Genomic DNA, 15,110 nt, shown 5'->3' on the forward strand with positions numbered 1-15,110 from the left:
ATTTCCCTTCTATTTCTTTGTCAATGGTTTGAGGGAAGTGCGAAACATGAGTAACTTAATATCAACCTTGTATCATTCAGTCAAAAGTTTGTTCAATAAAAATGGGGTGAAATCGTTTAGTTGAAGTTATGTTTGCAGAGACGTGAAAGCCTACATGGAATTCTTCAATAAATCATTGAATCTTTCCGAGAAAGAAAGAGAAGAATCGGAAGAGAGGGTTCGGAAAGAAGGACTGAAGAAGTCAGAGAATCAGTCGTTTGTTTTTCCTGAAGATTTTGAAACGGGTTTAGTGTTTTTCAATTCAAAGAGCGGTTGTGAGATGGTTTTTGAGGTCAACTCGGCTTTCCCCTTGCCGGACAATCCCTATTTCAGGCCGGAATTAAGTGAAAAGCATATTCATCGCTTATTGATGGACGAAAGCATTTCTTCTGAACTGGTGATGTTCTGTATTGATAACTGCAGGGAGAAGTTACCTTTTTTCAACGCCGGTCCCGGGCAACAATATCTGGGTGATATCGACTTTTTATTGCGTTTCAGGAAGCGTGGTAATTATCATACGGTTCTTTCCATTACTTTAATAGGGCAAAAAGAGTAAGCTTTTTTGTTAACTCATTGAGTAATATTTTGAGGAATCGCGGCGCAAAGTGTCATGAACCGAAAAGAGAAAGCTAAATCCATTCATTGAGCTTGTACGCTATTTTAAAAAAGTTGTATCTTTACCGGTAAAAAAACAAGCATTATGACAAAGACTGTAAGTAACATAGAGGAAATAAGCACGAAAGAATCCGTCTTGCAAAAAATAAAGTCGGTAAAAGCGAAGCTTGCTTTATACGGTATCAGAGATATCGGGGTTTTTGGCTCTTACGCGAGAGGGGAGCAGACTGATGTCAGCGACATAGATATCCTGATTGATTTTGAGCCGCATAGAGAGAATTTCGACAGCTATATGGCGGTTTATGATATTCTTGAGGCATTATTTGGCAATCGGCGGATAGATATCGTTACAAAAAACGGGCTAAGCCCTTATATCGGTCCCAAAATACTACAAGAAGTACAATATGCCTAAAGATCCAGTTCAATACCTCCTGCATATTCGGGATGAAATACTGTATATTCTTTCGGTCATTACCATAGACATGACGAAGGAGGATTTTCTTGCAGACGATACATTGAAACGGGCTGTTGTACGCAGTTTGGAGATTATTGGTGAAGCTACAAAGAAAATACCGGCAGATGTAAAAGTAAAATGGCATACTGTTCAATGGAAGCACATGGCAGGCATGAGAGACCGGCTAATACATGACTATATGGGTGTTAACTACAACATTGTATGGGATGTGGTAAAAAACAAAATACCCGAACTATACGGACAGATTACGGAAGTGATAGAAGGACTATAGTCCCTGAGTATCTGAAAACCGACTTTTTGTTTCTTTTGGCAGATTTTTATTCGGATACCAGTATTAAAGCCTGCATTAGAGTTTATATTTAGTCGTTTATTAAATTGAATGATAACGATAATCGCGGGACAAATTTTATCTGTCAAAAATCATAGCTGAAAAATCAATTATTCAACCGATCGGGAAACCAAACTTTGTACATTTGTCAATGCTTTCTGTGTTGATTATTTTATTCTAATGAATGAAATGGCTTTTGGATATCCGAAAATATTATGTATTAATTTAATGGAGTTTATCCTTGGATTCTATCATGGATAATGATATCTTTGTGTCAGCATAGTTCAGCACAGTTGGCAGTAGTCAAAATTATATATATTTCCAGAATATAGGATGCGCCTTGGAATAATTCAACGAGTTAGGCTATTTCATTCAAATACTTTAGACTATTTGAGTCGCCTACGCTCCTCGATTGTTAATTCTGCGTTCGGTAAAGTAAATAGATTCACTTTACACTCACTTAGCGGAATAGTTCAACAAGTTAGTTGTTTTCTACGCTCGACATAGTCAAAACTTGTTTTGCCTCTGTGCTCGCTTATCGAAAACATTCAGGCAAGCTTGATTCTTCTCTCGGCTTTCACTATATTTGCATACTTAAATCATGCGTAAATGGCAGTTGTAGTAATCATGCCCAAACAGGGGCAATCAGTAGAAAGTTGTATCATTACCGAACTGAAAAAGAAAAAAGGCGACGCCGTACAAAAGGGAGATGTACTGTTCTCTTATGAAACGGATAAAGCTTCATTTGAGGAGGAATCCCCTGCGGAGGGAGTTGTGCTCGAATGTTTTTACGGTGAAGGCGATGAAGTGCCCGTATTGGAAAATATGATGGTGATCGGTCAACCCGGAGAAGATATTTCTTCATTGCTGGGAGGTCGTGAAGTGCCCGAAGATGAATCGGAGGACAAAATTGAGCCGCATAGTACCGGCCATTCTTCCGGTGGAGCTATGGAATCCGCAACAACAACTTCATTAACCGGTGAGATAGCGGGACAGGGAGGTAGTTCTGTTCCTCTAAACATACCAGCCGGCACAAGCCCTGTTTCCCCGCGTGCCAGAAAATTGGCAGAGAAAAATGCCGTGGATACCTCCGCTCTTTCCGGAAGCGGTCCCAAAGGACGTATTATAGAGAAGGATATACAGGCGGTCTTGCAAGATCGTCCAAAGATGACGCCATTGGCAAAGAAACTGGCTGCCGAACAGGGTATGTTGCCGCAATCGTCCGGAACAGGGCTTGCAGGTACGGCCAGGGCTTCCGATCTGTCTGTTCCCGTGAACACTGTTTACAGCAAGGATTATGAAGACCGGAAGATCTCCAATATGCGCAAGATCATAGCGCGTTCCATGCATGCTTCCCTTCAGAATTCAGCACAACTTACCCACCATTTGGGAGCAGATGCCAGAAGAATATTGGCGCTCAGGAAGAAGGTGAAAGCGATGCAGGAAGAAGGTCAAATCGATATTAATATCACACTGAATGATATGGTCTGCTTCTCTGTTATCAAGGCGCTGAAGAAGTTCCCCAATGTCAATACCCATTTCCTGGGTGACAGTATCCGTTATTTTAATAAGATACATCTCGGATTAGCGGTGGATACCGAAAGAGGATTAATGGTGCCGGTGGTGCATAATGCCGATGACCTCTCCGTTACAGGGCTGGCCCGTCAGTTCAAGGAAATTGCCGCTGCCTGCAGGAATGGGAGTGTGAATCCCGATATCCTTTCCCCGGAAGCCGGTACCTTTACCGTATCTAATCTGGGAAATTATGGCGTGGAGATGTTTACACCGGTCATTAATCTGCCTCAATCGGCTATCCTGGGGGTGAATACTATCGTACCACGCCCCAAAGATATTGGCGATGGTGTTTATGCTTTTGTGCCCTTTATCGGGTTGAGCCTGACTTACGACCATCGTTCATTGGACGGAGGAGAAGCCACCCGCTTCCTGAAGCAAATTGCTATTGAAATAGAAAATCTGGAATTGGACGTTTGATGATGTACTTCGTGCTGATAATGCCTTCGGCAATAGTGTGCTTCGCACGACAAAAGATGGAGGATAATAATTTAAAGGAAGCAGCGTTTTAATGAACTGTTTGACGCTAAATTGTTATATATAGTAAATGGTTTTAGAGATGTTTTAAAATAATAAATTATGCCGGTAACCGGTCTGAATATAGCCTTTACAATCCTGGCTCTTGAGTCCTGGTTCTTGGCTCTAAAGAAAATATTATGTACGATTTACTAATTATCGGTGGAGGTCCCGCCGGGTATGTTGCGGCTGAACGTGCCGGGCATAAAGGGCTGAATGTAATACTGTTCGAGAAAAAATCAATGGGTGGAGTATGCCTGAACGAAGGTTGTATTCCCACCAAAACGTTGCTTTACAGCGCTAAGACTTATGAAAATGCTTTGCATGGAGATCTCTACGGGGTTTTTGGGGATAATATCCGTTTCGATTATGCCAAAATGGTCTCCCGCAAAAAGAAAGTGGTACGTAAACTCGTACTCGGCGTAGAAAGCAAAATGAAATCCAATAAAGTGACGGTGATAAAAGGTGAAGCCAATATCAACGGACGTTCATCGGAAGGGATCGAGATAACCTGCAACAATGAAAAATATATTGGAAAAAATCTCCTTATCTGTACAGGATCGGAAGCTTCCGTACCACCTATACCCGGTCTGCAGGAAGCAGGAGAGATCATCGTCACCAACCGTGAGATACTGGAGTTGACCGAACGTCCTGAATCGCTTGTCGTCATTGGCGGAGGGGTGATCGGTATGGAATTTGCCAGTTTCTATAACAGCCTGGGAACCCATGTGGCTGTAGTCGAGATGCTTCCTGAAATTCTTGGAGGACTTGATGTGGAGATTTCTGCCATGCTTCGGGAAATCTATACAAAGAAAGGAATTACGTTCCATCTGAACGCAAAGGTGACGCAGGTAGATGGTCACAAGGTTGTGTTTGAGAAAGACGGAAAAACAGAAACGATAGAAGGTGAAAAGATATTACTGAGTGTTGGTCGTCGTCCCGTTACGCAAGGATTCGGGTTGGAAAATCTGGGAGTAGAGTTATTGCGTGGCGGTATCAAGGTGGATGAAAAGATGCGTACCAATGTCCCCGGTGTTTTTGCTGCTGGCGATGTAACCGGTTTTTCGTTGCTGGCTCATACGGCAAGTCGTGAAGGCGAGGTAGTGGTGAATAACCTCTCTGGCAGAAGCGATATCATGCGTTATAATGCCATTCCGGGTGTGGTTTATACTAACCCCGAAGTCGCTGGGGTAGGAGAGACCGAAGAGTCAGCCAAAGCCAAAAATATAGCCTATAAAGTCGCTAAACTGCCTATGGCTTATTCCGGACGTTTTGTTGCCGAAAACGAGGGTGGAAGCGGACTCTGTAAAGTGCTGGTCGGTGAAAAGCATGGCGAGGTGATCGGCGTACACATGCTGGGTAATCCCGTCAGCGAAATCATTTACGGAGCCTGTATCGCTATTGAACAGGAAATGACGCTGAAAGAGATGCAAGAAGTGGTCTTTCCGCATCCTACCGTGAGTGAGATTATTAAAGAAACCGTCTTTTTATAGTGGAAAGGAGTATTAGAACTTACAACTTGGAACTGAGAACTGAGAACTGAGAACTGAGAACTTAGAATTAAGAACTAAAACTTCTAAATTTTCTCTTTTCTATACTTCTTGACTTCTGAGTGTAGTATAATCTTCAAATCAATAAATTAGTAAATCAACAAATCGATAAACAATGCCCAAAGTTCAACTTATAGATCCGACCGAAGCACGTAAACCCGGCTTTGTAGAGTTTCAACCGATACCTGTCAACCAGTACCAGAAAACGGTGCAAGATGAAAAAGAGAATTTTACCACAGAGGAATTCAAGGCGATTTACCATGATATGGTATTGATCCGTGAATTTGAAACCATGTTGAATCTGATCAAGACGCAGGGAGAATACAACGGTACTCCCTATAATCATCCGGGTCCCGCTCACTTGTCTATCGGACAGGAATCGTCGGCAGTGGGTATGGCCTGGACGCTGACGGTGGACGATTTTATTTTCGGGAGCCACCGTTCACATGGCGAAATCCTGGCCAAAGGAATGTCAGCCATCCATCAACTGGATGACCATCAGCTCATGGATATCATGGAGAATTTTTTTGATGGTGTGATCTATGAGATCGTGAAAAAAGATTTTGAAGGATCGGTCAAAGAACTTGCAAAAAGATTCCTGGTATATGGTACATTGGCCGAGATCTTTGCCCGTAAGACCGGTTTCAATAAAGGATTAGGAGGCTCCATGCATGCCTTCTTCACTCCGTTCGGCGTCTATCCCAACAATGCCATCGTGGGCGGATCGGGCGATATAGCCGTCGGCGCTGCTTTATACAAAAAAGTGAACCGCAAGCCGGGATTGGTCGTGGCAAATATCGGGGATGCTTCCATGGCATGTGGCCCGGTGTGGGAAGGAATCACCTTTGCTGCAATGGACCAATTCAAAGAACTTTGGGAGGGTGATATGAAAGGTGGTCTTCCGGTAATCATCAATATAATGAATAACCAGTATGGTATGGGAGGGCAGACCTGTGGTGAAACCATGGGGTATGGTATCGCTGCCCGTATCGGGGCCGGAGTGAATCCGGAACAAATGCACGCTGAACGGGTGGATGGATATAATCCGTTGGCTGTTATCGATGCTTATAAGCGTAAACGTAAAGTGATCGAAGAAAAGAGAGGCCCTGTCCTGTTAGATGTACTCACCTACCGTTATAGCGGACACTCACCCTCCGATGCTTCGTCGTACCGCTCTAAAGAAGAGGTGGAAGCATGGGAATCGCAGGACTGTATCCGCAGCTACGGTGAGCAGTTGCTGGAAGCGGGAGTAGCTACTCAGGCCGAACTCGACTCTATCTCCGACAATATACGGGCTCTGGTATACGAAATGTTCCTGAAATCGATCGATGATGAGATATCACCAAAGATGGAGAATCCGGATGTTATCGGCGACATGATGTTTTCTGACGGTTCGGTGGACAGTTTCTCCAATGAAAAACCGGAGGTGCTGATTCCGATGGAAGAAAACCCACGGGTGAAAAAGATCGCAAACAAAGAACGTTTTGCATTCGATGCTGAAGGTAAGCCGTTCAGTAAGATGAAACAGTTTCAATTGCGCGATGCTCTTTTCGAGGCGATTATCGATCGTTTCTATAAGGATGCATCCCTGATCGCTTACGGTGAGGAAAACCGTGACTGGGGTGGTGCGTTTGCTGTTTATGGAGGACTGACCGAGTCACTGCCCTATCACCGCCTGTTCAATTCGCCAATCTCAGAGGCATCCATCGTGGGAACGGCTATCGGCTACGCCATGTGCGGCGGGCGTGTGATTCCCGAAATCATGTATTGTGATTTCATCGGCCGTGCCGGAGATGAGATTTTTAATCAGTTGCCCAAATGGCAGTCAATGAGCGGGAATGTGCTGAAAATGCCGGTGGTTGTCCGTGTTTCCGTGGGATCGAAATATGGTGCACAGCACTCGCAGGACTGGACGTCGCTTGTAGCCCATATCCCGGGTTTGAAAGTATGCTTCCCCGTGACGCCTTATGATGCCAAGGGATTGATGAATGCTGCATTGCAGGGTACCGATCCTGTGATTTTCTTTGAAAGCCAACGTATATACGATATAGGTGAGCAGTTCCATGAAGGAGGTGTTCCTGCCGGTTACTACGAAATACCTATTGGCGAACCGGATGTGAAGAAAGAGGGTAAAGACATTACATTCCTGACCATTGGACATACCCTTTATCCCGCCTTACAAGCTGCGAAGGAGTTGGAAGAGAAATATGGCATGAGCGCAGAAGTGATAGATGCCCGCTCGTTGGTCCCATTTAACTATGAAAAGGTATTGGAATCGGTGAAGAAGACCGGAAAAATTATTGTTGCCGGAGACGCTACCGCACGTGGTTCATTCCTCAATGATCTCGCAGCCAATATCAGTCAGCTTGCGTTCGACTATCTCGATGCCCCCGTCTGTGTGTTAGGTTCACGCAACTGGATCACTCCGGCATTTGAACTTGAAGAGTCTTTCTTCCCCCAGCCAAGCTGGTTCCTGGATATGATCAACGAGCGAATCCTGCCCTTGAGGGATTATATTCCGGTACAGAATTTTACGGATGCGGAATTTATCAGAAGGGCGAAAAAAGGAGTCTGAGTTGATACCGACAAGTCGGGACAAGTAGTGATAATTCGATGATGTGAAGATTTGGTGATTAATCAATCTGCTAATCGGTATATCGGTAAATATTCTAATTAATTATTTGATGATGAGTCAATTAGGCGGGTCGGCTGTTGTAAAAGTAAACGCGCACCTGCATACACCATACTCTTTCAGTGCCTTTGCCGATGTCAATGATGCATTGGACAGGGCGGTTGCCGAGGATGTAAAAGTGGTGGGAATAAACGATTTTTACACTACAGAAGGATATCAGGAGTGGGCTGATGGTTGTAATAAGCGACAACTCTATCCTCTTTTCGGTATCGAATTTATCAGCCTGAATGAAGAGGACCAGAAAGCGGGACTGCGTGTGAATGATCCTGCAAATCCGGGACGTACCTATCTGAGTGGAAAAGGATTGTCATATCCTTTCCGGTTAGAGGAGCCCTATGCAACAATGTTATCCAATGTTCGGGATGAGGCCAATCGACAGGTAGAAGCAATGTGCAACAAACTGAACGGCCTGCTTCGACGGAAAGAATGTGGTTTTAAGCTTGATTTCAAACGGATAACCGACGAATTGACAAAAGGACAAATTCGTGAGCGCCATTTGGCAAAAGCGTTACGCATAAATGTCTATGAAGTTTGTGATAATGACGAGTCCAAAATAAGGGCATTGTTGGAGATGCTCTTTGACGGAAAGATGCTGAAATCGGCGGTAGATAACCTTGCCGGCGTGGAAAATGAGATCCGGGGTAACCTGCTGAAAGCGGGTGGGGCAGCGTTCGTTCCGGAAGAGCCCACCGCTTTCCTGCCGATGGAAACCGTGCAGGAAATCATTATTGCCGCCGGTGGTATTCCTACTTATCCCTTTTTAGCAGATGATATAAATGGGAATTATACTGATTTTGAAAGAGATCCGGAACGGGTAGCCAAACAGCTCACGCAACGGGGATTTCATTCGGTTGAATTTATCACAACCCGCAACGATGTCCGGCTTTTGGAAAAATATGCCGGCTATCTTTATGAACAGGGTTTTGTGGTGACTTTCGGCAGTGAACATAATACGCCTGCAATGGAGCCAATTGAACTATTTGCCCGGGGAGGTGCACCTTTGACCGAAAAACTTATGGAGATTAATTACAAAGGGGCTTGTCTCATTGCGGCACATCAACATTTAGTAAAACAGGGATTGAACGGATATATAGATCAGAACGGTTATGCAGACCGTTCTAAACGGCATGAACTGGAAGCTTTAGGTGATCAACTCATTTCGAACTGAGGGTCCCCACAAAATATCTAAATGTCTCTGCTTTAGTTGCAATCATATGGCTTACGAAACTGAATACATATAAAAAACATGATAAAGATGGAACAGCATTCTCAAACCTTTCTACCTGAAAACGACATTTTCGGAATACGGGATTTAATATATATATCACGGTTCTACGGGCAGGACAGCCGTTTTGTGATTGCCGGTGGTGGTAATACATCCTTCAAGAACAAAGAAAAGATATGGGTGAAGGCCAGTGGTGCTGCATTGGCTACAATAACCGAAGAGGGATTTGCAGTGCTCGACAGAAATAAACTCGACAGCATGTCGGAGAAAATATATAGTACAGATCCGGCAGAGAGGGAAGAGCAGGTGAAGAATGATCTGGCCGAAGCTACCCTCACTAAGGGGAGACGTCCTTCGGTGGAGACATCGATGCACAATATAATCGACTATCCTTTTGTGGTACACCTGCATCCGACAGCAGTGAACGGGTTGATGTGTGCACAGAATGCGGAAGCTGAATTGAAACGGCTTTTCGGTGAAAAAGCATTGTATGTGGAATATACTGATCCGGGCTATGTGCTTTTTAAAAAGGTCTATGACCGGATCAAAGAGTATCGTGCGGCATACGCCGAGGAACCCCAGGTGATCTGGTTGCAGAACCACGGTATTTTTGTCGCTGCTACTACCATCGCAGAGGTACAGTCGATCTATTCAGAGATACTTCACAAACTGGAGCAGGCTGTTTCTACGCCGTTACCCTCCGGCGAAAGAGATACCTGCCGTTGTACAGAAGAAATCTTGCCGGCTCTTCGGATGATGCTGTCTGGCAGCGGATTGAAAACGCTGACGGTAAGGAAAAATGAACTGATCAAATATTTTTACGATAATCCCGGTAAACAGCAGGATATTGCCAAACCATTTACTCCCGATGCCATTGTTTATTGCAAATCGAATTATATTTTCCTGAACGATGAGACACCCGAAGCCGTGTTGGAAGAAGCCCGGAAGACGATCCCTTCGTTTACGGGGAAACTGGGTTATCAACCTAAAGTAATACTGATAAAAGGAATTGGACTGGTCGCTGTAGGTGATAATGCCAAACAGTGCGATATCATTCTGGATGTGTTTGAAGACGCAATGAAAGTAGCCTATCTTTCACATTCATTCGGCGGACCGCACCCAATGACGCAGGAGCAGATAGATTTTATCGACAACTGGGAGGTGGAAAACTACCGCCGTAGCGTGTCGGCAGGAATATCCCGGGGACGTGCGGAAAATAAAACCATTGTGATTACCGGTGCTGCCCAGGGTTTCGGAGAGGGGATCGGGCGATGCCTGTTACAGGAAGGAGCCAATATCGTGATCGCCGACCTGAATGAAGAGGCGGGTAGAGTCACGGCCGAAAAGTTCAACCGTATTGCGAAAAGCAACAGGGCCTTTTTTGTGAAAACGAATGTAGCTGAAACGGCAAGCCTGGAGAATCTTATCCACGAGACCGTATGCCATTTCGGGGCAATTGATTGCTTTATCAGTAACGCAGGTGTACTTCGCGCTGGTGGCCTGGATGATATGACACCGGAAAATTTTGATTTCGTCACCAAAATAAATTACAGCGCCTATTTTTATTGCACGAAAATGGTCAGCAAGGTCATGAAGTTGCAGACAAAGTATGCTTATGTCGATTATTATGCCGATATCATCCAGATTAATTCGAAGTCGGGTTTACAAGGCAGTAAAGCCAATTTTGCCTATGCAGGAGGGAAATTCGGGGGTATCGGGCTTACCCAGTCTTTTGCTTTGGAATTGGCGCCAGACCGTATCAAAGTCAATGCCATTTGTCCCGGAAACTTCTATGAAGGACCCCTCTGGAGTGATCCGGAAAACGGGCTCTTTGTGCAATACCTGAAAGCAGGTAAGGTGCCGGGAGCAAAAACTATAGAGGATGTGAAAGCGTTCTATTTATCTAAAGTCCCGATGGGAAAAGGATGTACGCCCGAGGATGTAACCAAGGGAGTCCTTTACCTGATGGAGCAGTGCGGTGAGACGGGGCAGGCTTTGCCGATTACCGGCGGGCAGGTGATGCTTTCTTAGAAGATGGAAAGGTGGAAGAATGGAAAGGTGAAAAGGTTTGATTTGATGGTTCGATGATTTTTTTATAAAATTGAAGTAGTATCAAGAGTTGAATATAGATAACTTAAATCCTATGAATTTCAACGATCTGCAACAAAATATCCGGCACATTTCCGGCACATTCCGGCAGAATGCGGTTGCGGCTGTCAATACCCACTTAACCGTCAGAAACTGGCTGGTGGGGTTTTATATTGTTGAATTTGAACAGAAGGGTGAAGATCGGGCAAAATACGGGGCTAAGCTCCTTCAAAGCCTCGCCGATGCCTTTGATGAAGAAGGATTATCGTATAGAAATTTAAAACTTTATCGTCAATTTTATAATACTTATCCGCAGATAAGTGCTTATATACCCCATTTCTTCCAAAAATATTTTGGGGAGATTTGGCAATCACCGATTGTCAAATTACAATTTCCTGAAAAAGAGGATGTTGGAATTGGGCAATCACCGATTGCCCAATTGGGTAATTCAGAAGAAGGCAATGTAATTCTGCAGTCACTGATAGGAGAATTACAACACTCTGAAAAAGAAGATGTTGGAATTGGGCAGACACTGTCTGCCCAATTCAAGCCGGAAGGGGGAACTGAGCAGTTACCTTTTATTACGGAATTGGTTAGCAAACTTTCATTTTCACATTTTAGTTTGCTGCTTCCTATTGAAGATCCTTTAAAACGACGGTTTTACGAAATGGAGTGTATCAAGGGAACCTGGAGCGTACGTGAACTTAAGCGCCAGATCGATACCCTGTATTTTGAGCGGAGCGGTATTAGCCGGAAACCTGAGATGTTGAGCGAAGTTGTGCAGACGAAGAGTGAGAAGAGCACGATGACAGATATTATCAAATCGCCGTTTACTTTTGAATTTTTGGGACTTAAGGCAAAAGATGTGACTTATGAGTCAGATTTGGAACAAGCGCTTATCGAACATCTGGAAGAATTCTTGATAGAACTTGGACATGGATTTTGTTTTGAAGCCCGGCAAAAACGAATTATCATCGGTGATGAATATTTCTTTTGTGATTTGGTTTTCTATCATCGTATATTGAAATGCCACGTGTTGATTGAATTGAAAGTCGACAGTTTTTCACACGAGCATATTGGTCAGTTAAAAACTTATGTCAATTATTATAGAAAAGAGATAATGCAGGCAGATGATAATCCACCTGTAGGTATCTTGTTGGTAACAAACAGAAACCGTGCTTTAGTGGAATATGCTGTGGCCGATAGTGACCATGAGCTATTCGTGTCTAAATATCTGGTAGAACTTCCTGATAAAAAAGATCTTGAACGGTTTGTCAATCAGGAGTATGCAAAAATGAAATAACAAATAGAATAATCATATGAAAACGAGAGCAGTTAGATTGTACGGCAAAAAAGACTTGCGTCTGGAAGAATTTGATTTGCCGCCCATCAAAGAGGATGAAATCCTGGCCAAAGTGGTGACCGATTCATTGTGCATGTCATCCTATAAAGCTTCTTCACAAGGGACGGATCACAAGCGTATTCCCGATGACGTAGCGGAAAATCCTATTATCATCGGTCATGAATTCGCCGGTGAATTGCTGGAAGTGGGTTCCAAATGGGCTCATAAATTTAAAGCAGGGGATAAGTTCTCCATTCAACCGGCGCTCTACTACGAGAATGGCCCCGTTGGTATTCTGAGCGCTCCCGGTTATAGTTACAAATATATCGGCGGAGATGCCACCTATGTGATTATTCCTAACGAAGTGATGGAGCAGAACTGCTTATTGAAATTTACGGGTGAGGGATATTATCCTGCATCGCTGGCAGAGCCGCTCTCCTGTGTAATCGGTGCGATGCATGCCAACTACCATACTACTCCCGGCAGTTATAAGCACAAGATGGAGATTGTGGATGGAGGAAAGATGGCTATTCTTGCGGGTGTCGGTCCAATGGGACTTGCAGCTATCAACTATGTGCTCCATCGTGAAGACCATAAACCATCACTGTTGGTAGTGACCGATGTAGACCAGGCTCGCTTAGACAGGGCTGCCTCAATCTATACGGTTGAATTTGCCGCATCCAGGGGAATTGATCTCCACTATATCAATACCGGTGCGATGGAAGACCCGGTGAAAGAACTGAAAACTCTGAGTGGTAATTCCGGTTATGATGATGTGTTTGTCTTTGCACCGGTCAGGCCGGTAGTAGAGCAGGGGGATGCTATACTGGCATTCGACGGTTGCCTCAATTTCTTTGCCGGACCCAGTGACCCCAATTTCAGCGCCACGTTCAATTTCTACAATGTACATTATGCCTATACACATATTGTCGGCACCAGTGGAGGTAATAACGACGATATGGTGGAAGCACTCGATATTATGAGTAAAGGACTTGATCCAGCCGGACTGATTACCCATATTGGTGGATTGAATGCAGTAGCCGATGCGACCAACAACCTGCCCAATATCCCGGGTGGAAAGAAGCTGATCTATACACATATTGATATGCCGCTCACTCCGATATCCGACTTTGAAAAGCTTGGTGGGACCAACGAACTTTTTAAAGAACTGGCTGTTATCTGTAGTCGCCATAAGGGATTGTGGAACGTAGAAGCGGAAGCTTATTTGCTGGCTAACAGCAAATAATGATGTGATAATTTACTGATTTGATGATGTGCTGATTAGTGTTTATAATCTGCTAATCAGTACATAGATAAATCTACTAATCAATTTTACTCTTTATTCAATAAAAATGAAACAATTAGATGTGAATTTAATGCATCCGGTGGAACAGATCAATGTGATCATCGGAAGAATATACAGTCGTGGGATGACCACTACTTCGGGAGGGAATATCTCTATCAGGGATAAGAATGGTGATATTTGGATTACCCCTTCGGGAGTGGATAAAGGGTCGCTTACTACCAAAGATATTATGCAGGTGAAGAGGGATGGAACCATTATCGGGTTACATAAGCCTTCTTCGGAGCTCCCTTTCCATAAGGCTATTTATGAAGCCAGACCTGAAATAACCGCTATCATCCACGCCCATCCGCCTGCGCTGGTAGCTTTCAGTATTGCCGGCATTGTACCCGACACCAAAATCGTTCCTCAGGCACACAATATTTGCGGGGATATAGGATTTGCACCTTATGGAACTCCCGGTAGTGAGGATCTGGGCGAGAAAATCGCTTTTGAGTTCAAGGATACCCGTTATAAGGCGGTGATCATGGAGAATCATGGGATAGTGTTGGGTGGGACTGATATGATGGATGCCTATCAACGGTTTGAAACGCTGGAGTTTTGTTGCCGGACGATTGTGAATGCCAAAAGACTCGGGCAGGTGAATTATCTGAGTGATGAGCAGGTGTCGCAATATGTAAATCACTTACCGACCAATATTTCCCATTTTATGGATATTGATCATCCTTCCGATGAACGGGCAATCCGTACGGAGATGGTGAATATCATCCGTCGGGCCTGTGATCAGGGGATGATGATATCGACTTACGGTACGGTATCCGTACGCTGGAGAGGTGACGATTTCCTGATTACACCAAGTAATGTGGCGCGATGGGATATTGTGCCGGGTGATATTGTCCAGATAAAGAATGGTATGGCCGAAGCGGGAAAAACACCCAGCAGGTCGGTAGCCCTGCATCAACGTATTTACCAGCTGAACCCGCATATCAACTCTATCATCTGCACACAATCGGTGAATCTGATGGCGCATGCGGTGAGCGGTTCAAAATTCGATGTACGTACAATCCCCGAAAGTTGGATTTTCCTCCAGGATGTCCCCTCCATTCCTTTCGGGCTGATCTATAACGATGTAGATAGTGTGGCGAAAATGTTTAACCACAATCGGGTTATTCTGGTAGAAAACGACAGTGTTTTTGTGACAGGTGATAAATTGTTGAATACGTTCGACTATCTGGAAGTAGCTGAATTTTCAGCTAACTCGCTGGTGATGGCCTCTTCGATCGGCTCTTTGCAACCCATGGGGGACAAGGAGATCGACGAACTGCGCATCGCGTTTAATGTAAAATGACAATAATGCATTTTCGA

Annotated in this window: 11 protein-coding genes; all 11 read left to right on the forward strand. The window is 44.3% G+C overall.

Features of this window, described 5'->3' with window-relative positions; genetic code table 11:
* Positions 1–154: 154 nt before the first annotated feature.
* The 11 genes from U2P89_RS12930 to U2P89_RS12980 all read left to right on the forward strand — a co-directional run bounded on the left by U2P89_RS12930 (position 155) and on the right by U2P89_RS12980 (position 15,093).
* Positions 155–595 carry a hypothetical protein gene (locus tag U2P89_RS12930; RefSeq protein WP_322191595.1) on the forward strand — a complete coding sequence of 147 codons (441 nt, stop codon included), beginning with the start codon at positions 155–157 and terminating at the stop codon, positions 593–595.
* A 144-nt stretch (positions 596–739) separates the two neighbouring features.
* Positions 740–1,066: a nucleotidyltransferase family protein gene (locus tag U2P89_RS12935; RefSeq protein WP_313382311.1), complete on the forward strand. Its 327-nt coding sequence runs from the start codon at positions 740–742 to the stop codon at positions 1,064–1,066.
* Positions 1,059–1,400: a DUF86 domain-containing protein gene (locus tag U2P89_RS12940; RefSeq protein WP_091908098.1), complete on the forward strand. Its 342-nt coding sequence runs from the start codon at positions 1,059–1,061 to the stop codon at positions 1,398–1,400. The genes U2P89_RS12935 and U2P89_RS12940 overlap by 8 nt, the downstream gene beginning before the upstream one ends.
* 666 nt (positions 1,401–2,066) lie before the next feature.
* Entirely contained in the window at positions 2,067–3,449 is a 1,383-nt protein-coding gene (locus tag U2P89_RS12945) for a dihydrolipoamide acetyltransferase family protein (RefSeq protein WP_091908096.1), read from the forward strand.
* Between the two features lie 233 nt (positions 3,450–3,682).
* Positions 3,683–5,038 (forward strand): dihydrolipoyl dehydrogenase, encoded by a 1,356-nt coding sequence (gene lpdA, locus U2P89_RS12950; RefSeq protein ID WP_313382312.1) that lies wholly within the window; start codon positions 3,683–3,685, stop codon positions 5,036–5,038.
* A gap of 172 nt (positions 5,039–5,210) precedes the next feature.
* Positions 5,211–7,670, forward strand: coding sequence for an alpha-ketoacid dehydrogenase subunit alpha/beta (locus U2P89_RS12955; RefSeq protein ID WP_091908094.1), 2,460 nt, complete (start codon positions 5,211–5,213; stop codon positions 7,668–7,670).
* 109 nt (positions 7,671–7,779) lie between these two features.
* Positions 7,780–8,955, forward strand: coding sequence for a PHP domain-containing protein (locus U2P89_RS12960; protein WP_091908092.1), 1,176 nt, complete (start codon positions 7,780–7,782; stop codon positions 8,953–8,955).
* A gap of 87 nt (positions 8,956–9,042) precedes the next feature.
* Complete coding sequence (locus tag U2P89_RS12965; protein ID WP_322191596.1) at positions 9,043–11,043, forward strand: SDR family NAD(P)-dependent oxidoreductase; 2,001 nt, start codon at positions 9,043–9,045, stop codon at positions 11,041–11,043.
* Positions 11,044–11,155: 112 nt separating this feature from the next.
* Positions 11,156–12,403 (forward strand): PDDEXK nuclease domain-containing protein, encoded by a 1,248-nt coding sequence (locus tag U2P89_RS12970; protein WP_313382308.1) that lies wholly within the window; start codon positions 11,156–11,158, stop codon positions 12,401–12,403.
* A gap of 16 nt (positions 12,404–12,419) precedes the next feature.
* Complete coding sequence (locus tag U2P89_RS12975; RefSeq protein WP_091908086.1) at positions 12,420–13,688, forward strand: zinc-binding dehydrogenase; 1,269 nt, start codon at positions 12,420–12,422, stop codon at positions 13,686–13,688.
* Between the two features lie 106 nt (positions 13,689–13,794).
* Entirely contained in the window at positions 13,795–15,093 is a 1,299-nt protein-coding gene (locus tag U2P89_RS12980; protein ID WP_076930884.1) for a class II aldolase/adducin family protein, read from the forward strand.
* The last annotated feature ends 17 nt before the right edge of the window (positions 15,094–15,110 follow it).

Origin of the sequence: Proteiniphilum sp. (genome assembly GCF_034331125.1) — a bacterium.
GTDB lineage: Bacteria > Bacteroidota > Bacteroidia > Bacteroidales > Dysgonomonadaceae > Proteiniphilum > Proteiniphilum saccharofermentans.

Coding starts and splice junctions, on each gene's coding strand:
- U2P89_RS12930 (WP_322191595.1), top strand. CDS start 155: ATGGAATTCTTCAATAAATCATTGAATCTTTCCGAGAAAGAAAGAGAA.
- U2P89_RS12935 (WP_313382311.1), top strand. CDS start 740: ATGACAAAGACTGTAAGTAACATAGAGGAAATAAGCACGAAAGAATCC.
- U2P89_RS12940 (WP_091908098.1), top strand. CDS start 1,059: ATGCCTAAAGATCCAGTTCAATACCTCCTGCATATTCGGGATGAAATA.
- U2P89_RS12945 (WP_091908096.1), top strand. CDS start 2,067: ATGGCAGTTGTAGTAATCATGCCCAAACAGGGGCAATCAGTAGAAAGT.
- U2P89_RS12955 (WP_091908094.1), top strand. CDS start 5,211: ATGCCCAAAGTTCAACTTATAGATCCGACCGAAGCACGTAAACCCGGC.
- U2P89_RS12960 (WP_091908092.1), top strand. CDS start 7,780: ATGATGAGTCAATTAGGCGGGTCGGCTGTTGTAAAAGTAAACGCGCAC.
- U2P89_RS12965 (WP_322191596.1), top strand. CDS start 9,043: ATGGAACAGCATTCTCAAACCTTTCTACCTGAAAACGACATTTTCGGA.
- U2P89_RS12970 (WP_313382308.1), top strand. CDS start 11,156: ATGAATTTCAACGATCTGCAACAAAATATCCGGCACATTTCCGGCACA.
- U2P89_RS12975 (WP_091908086.1), top strand. CDS start 12,420: ATGAAAACGAGAGCAGTTAGATTGTACGGCAAAAAAGACTTGCGTCTG.
- U2P89_RS12980 (WP_076930884.1), top strand. CDS start 13,795: ATGAAACAATTAGATGTGAATTTAATGCATCCGGTGGAACAGATCAAT.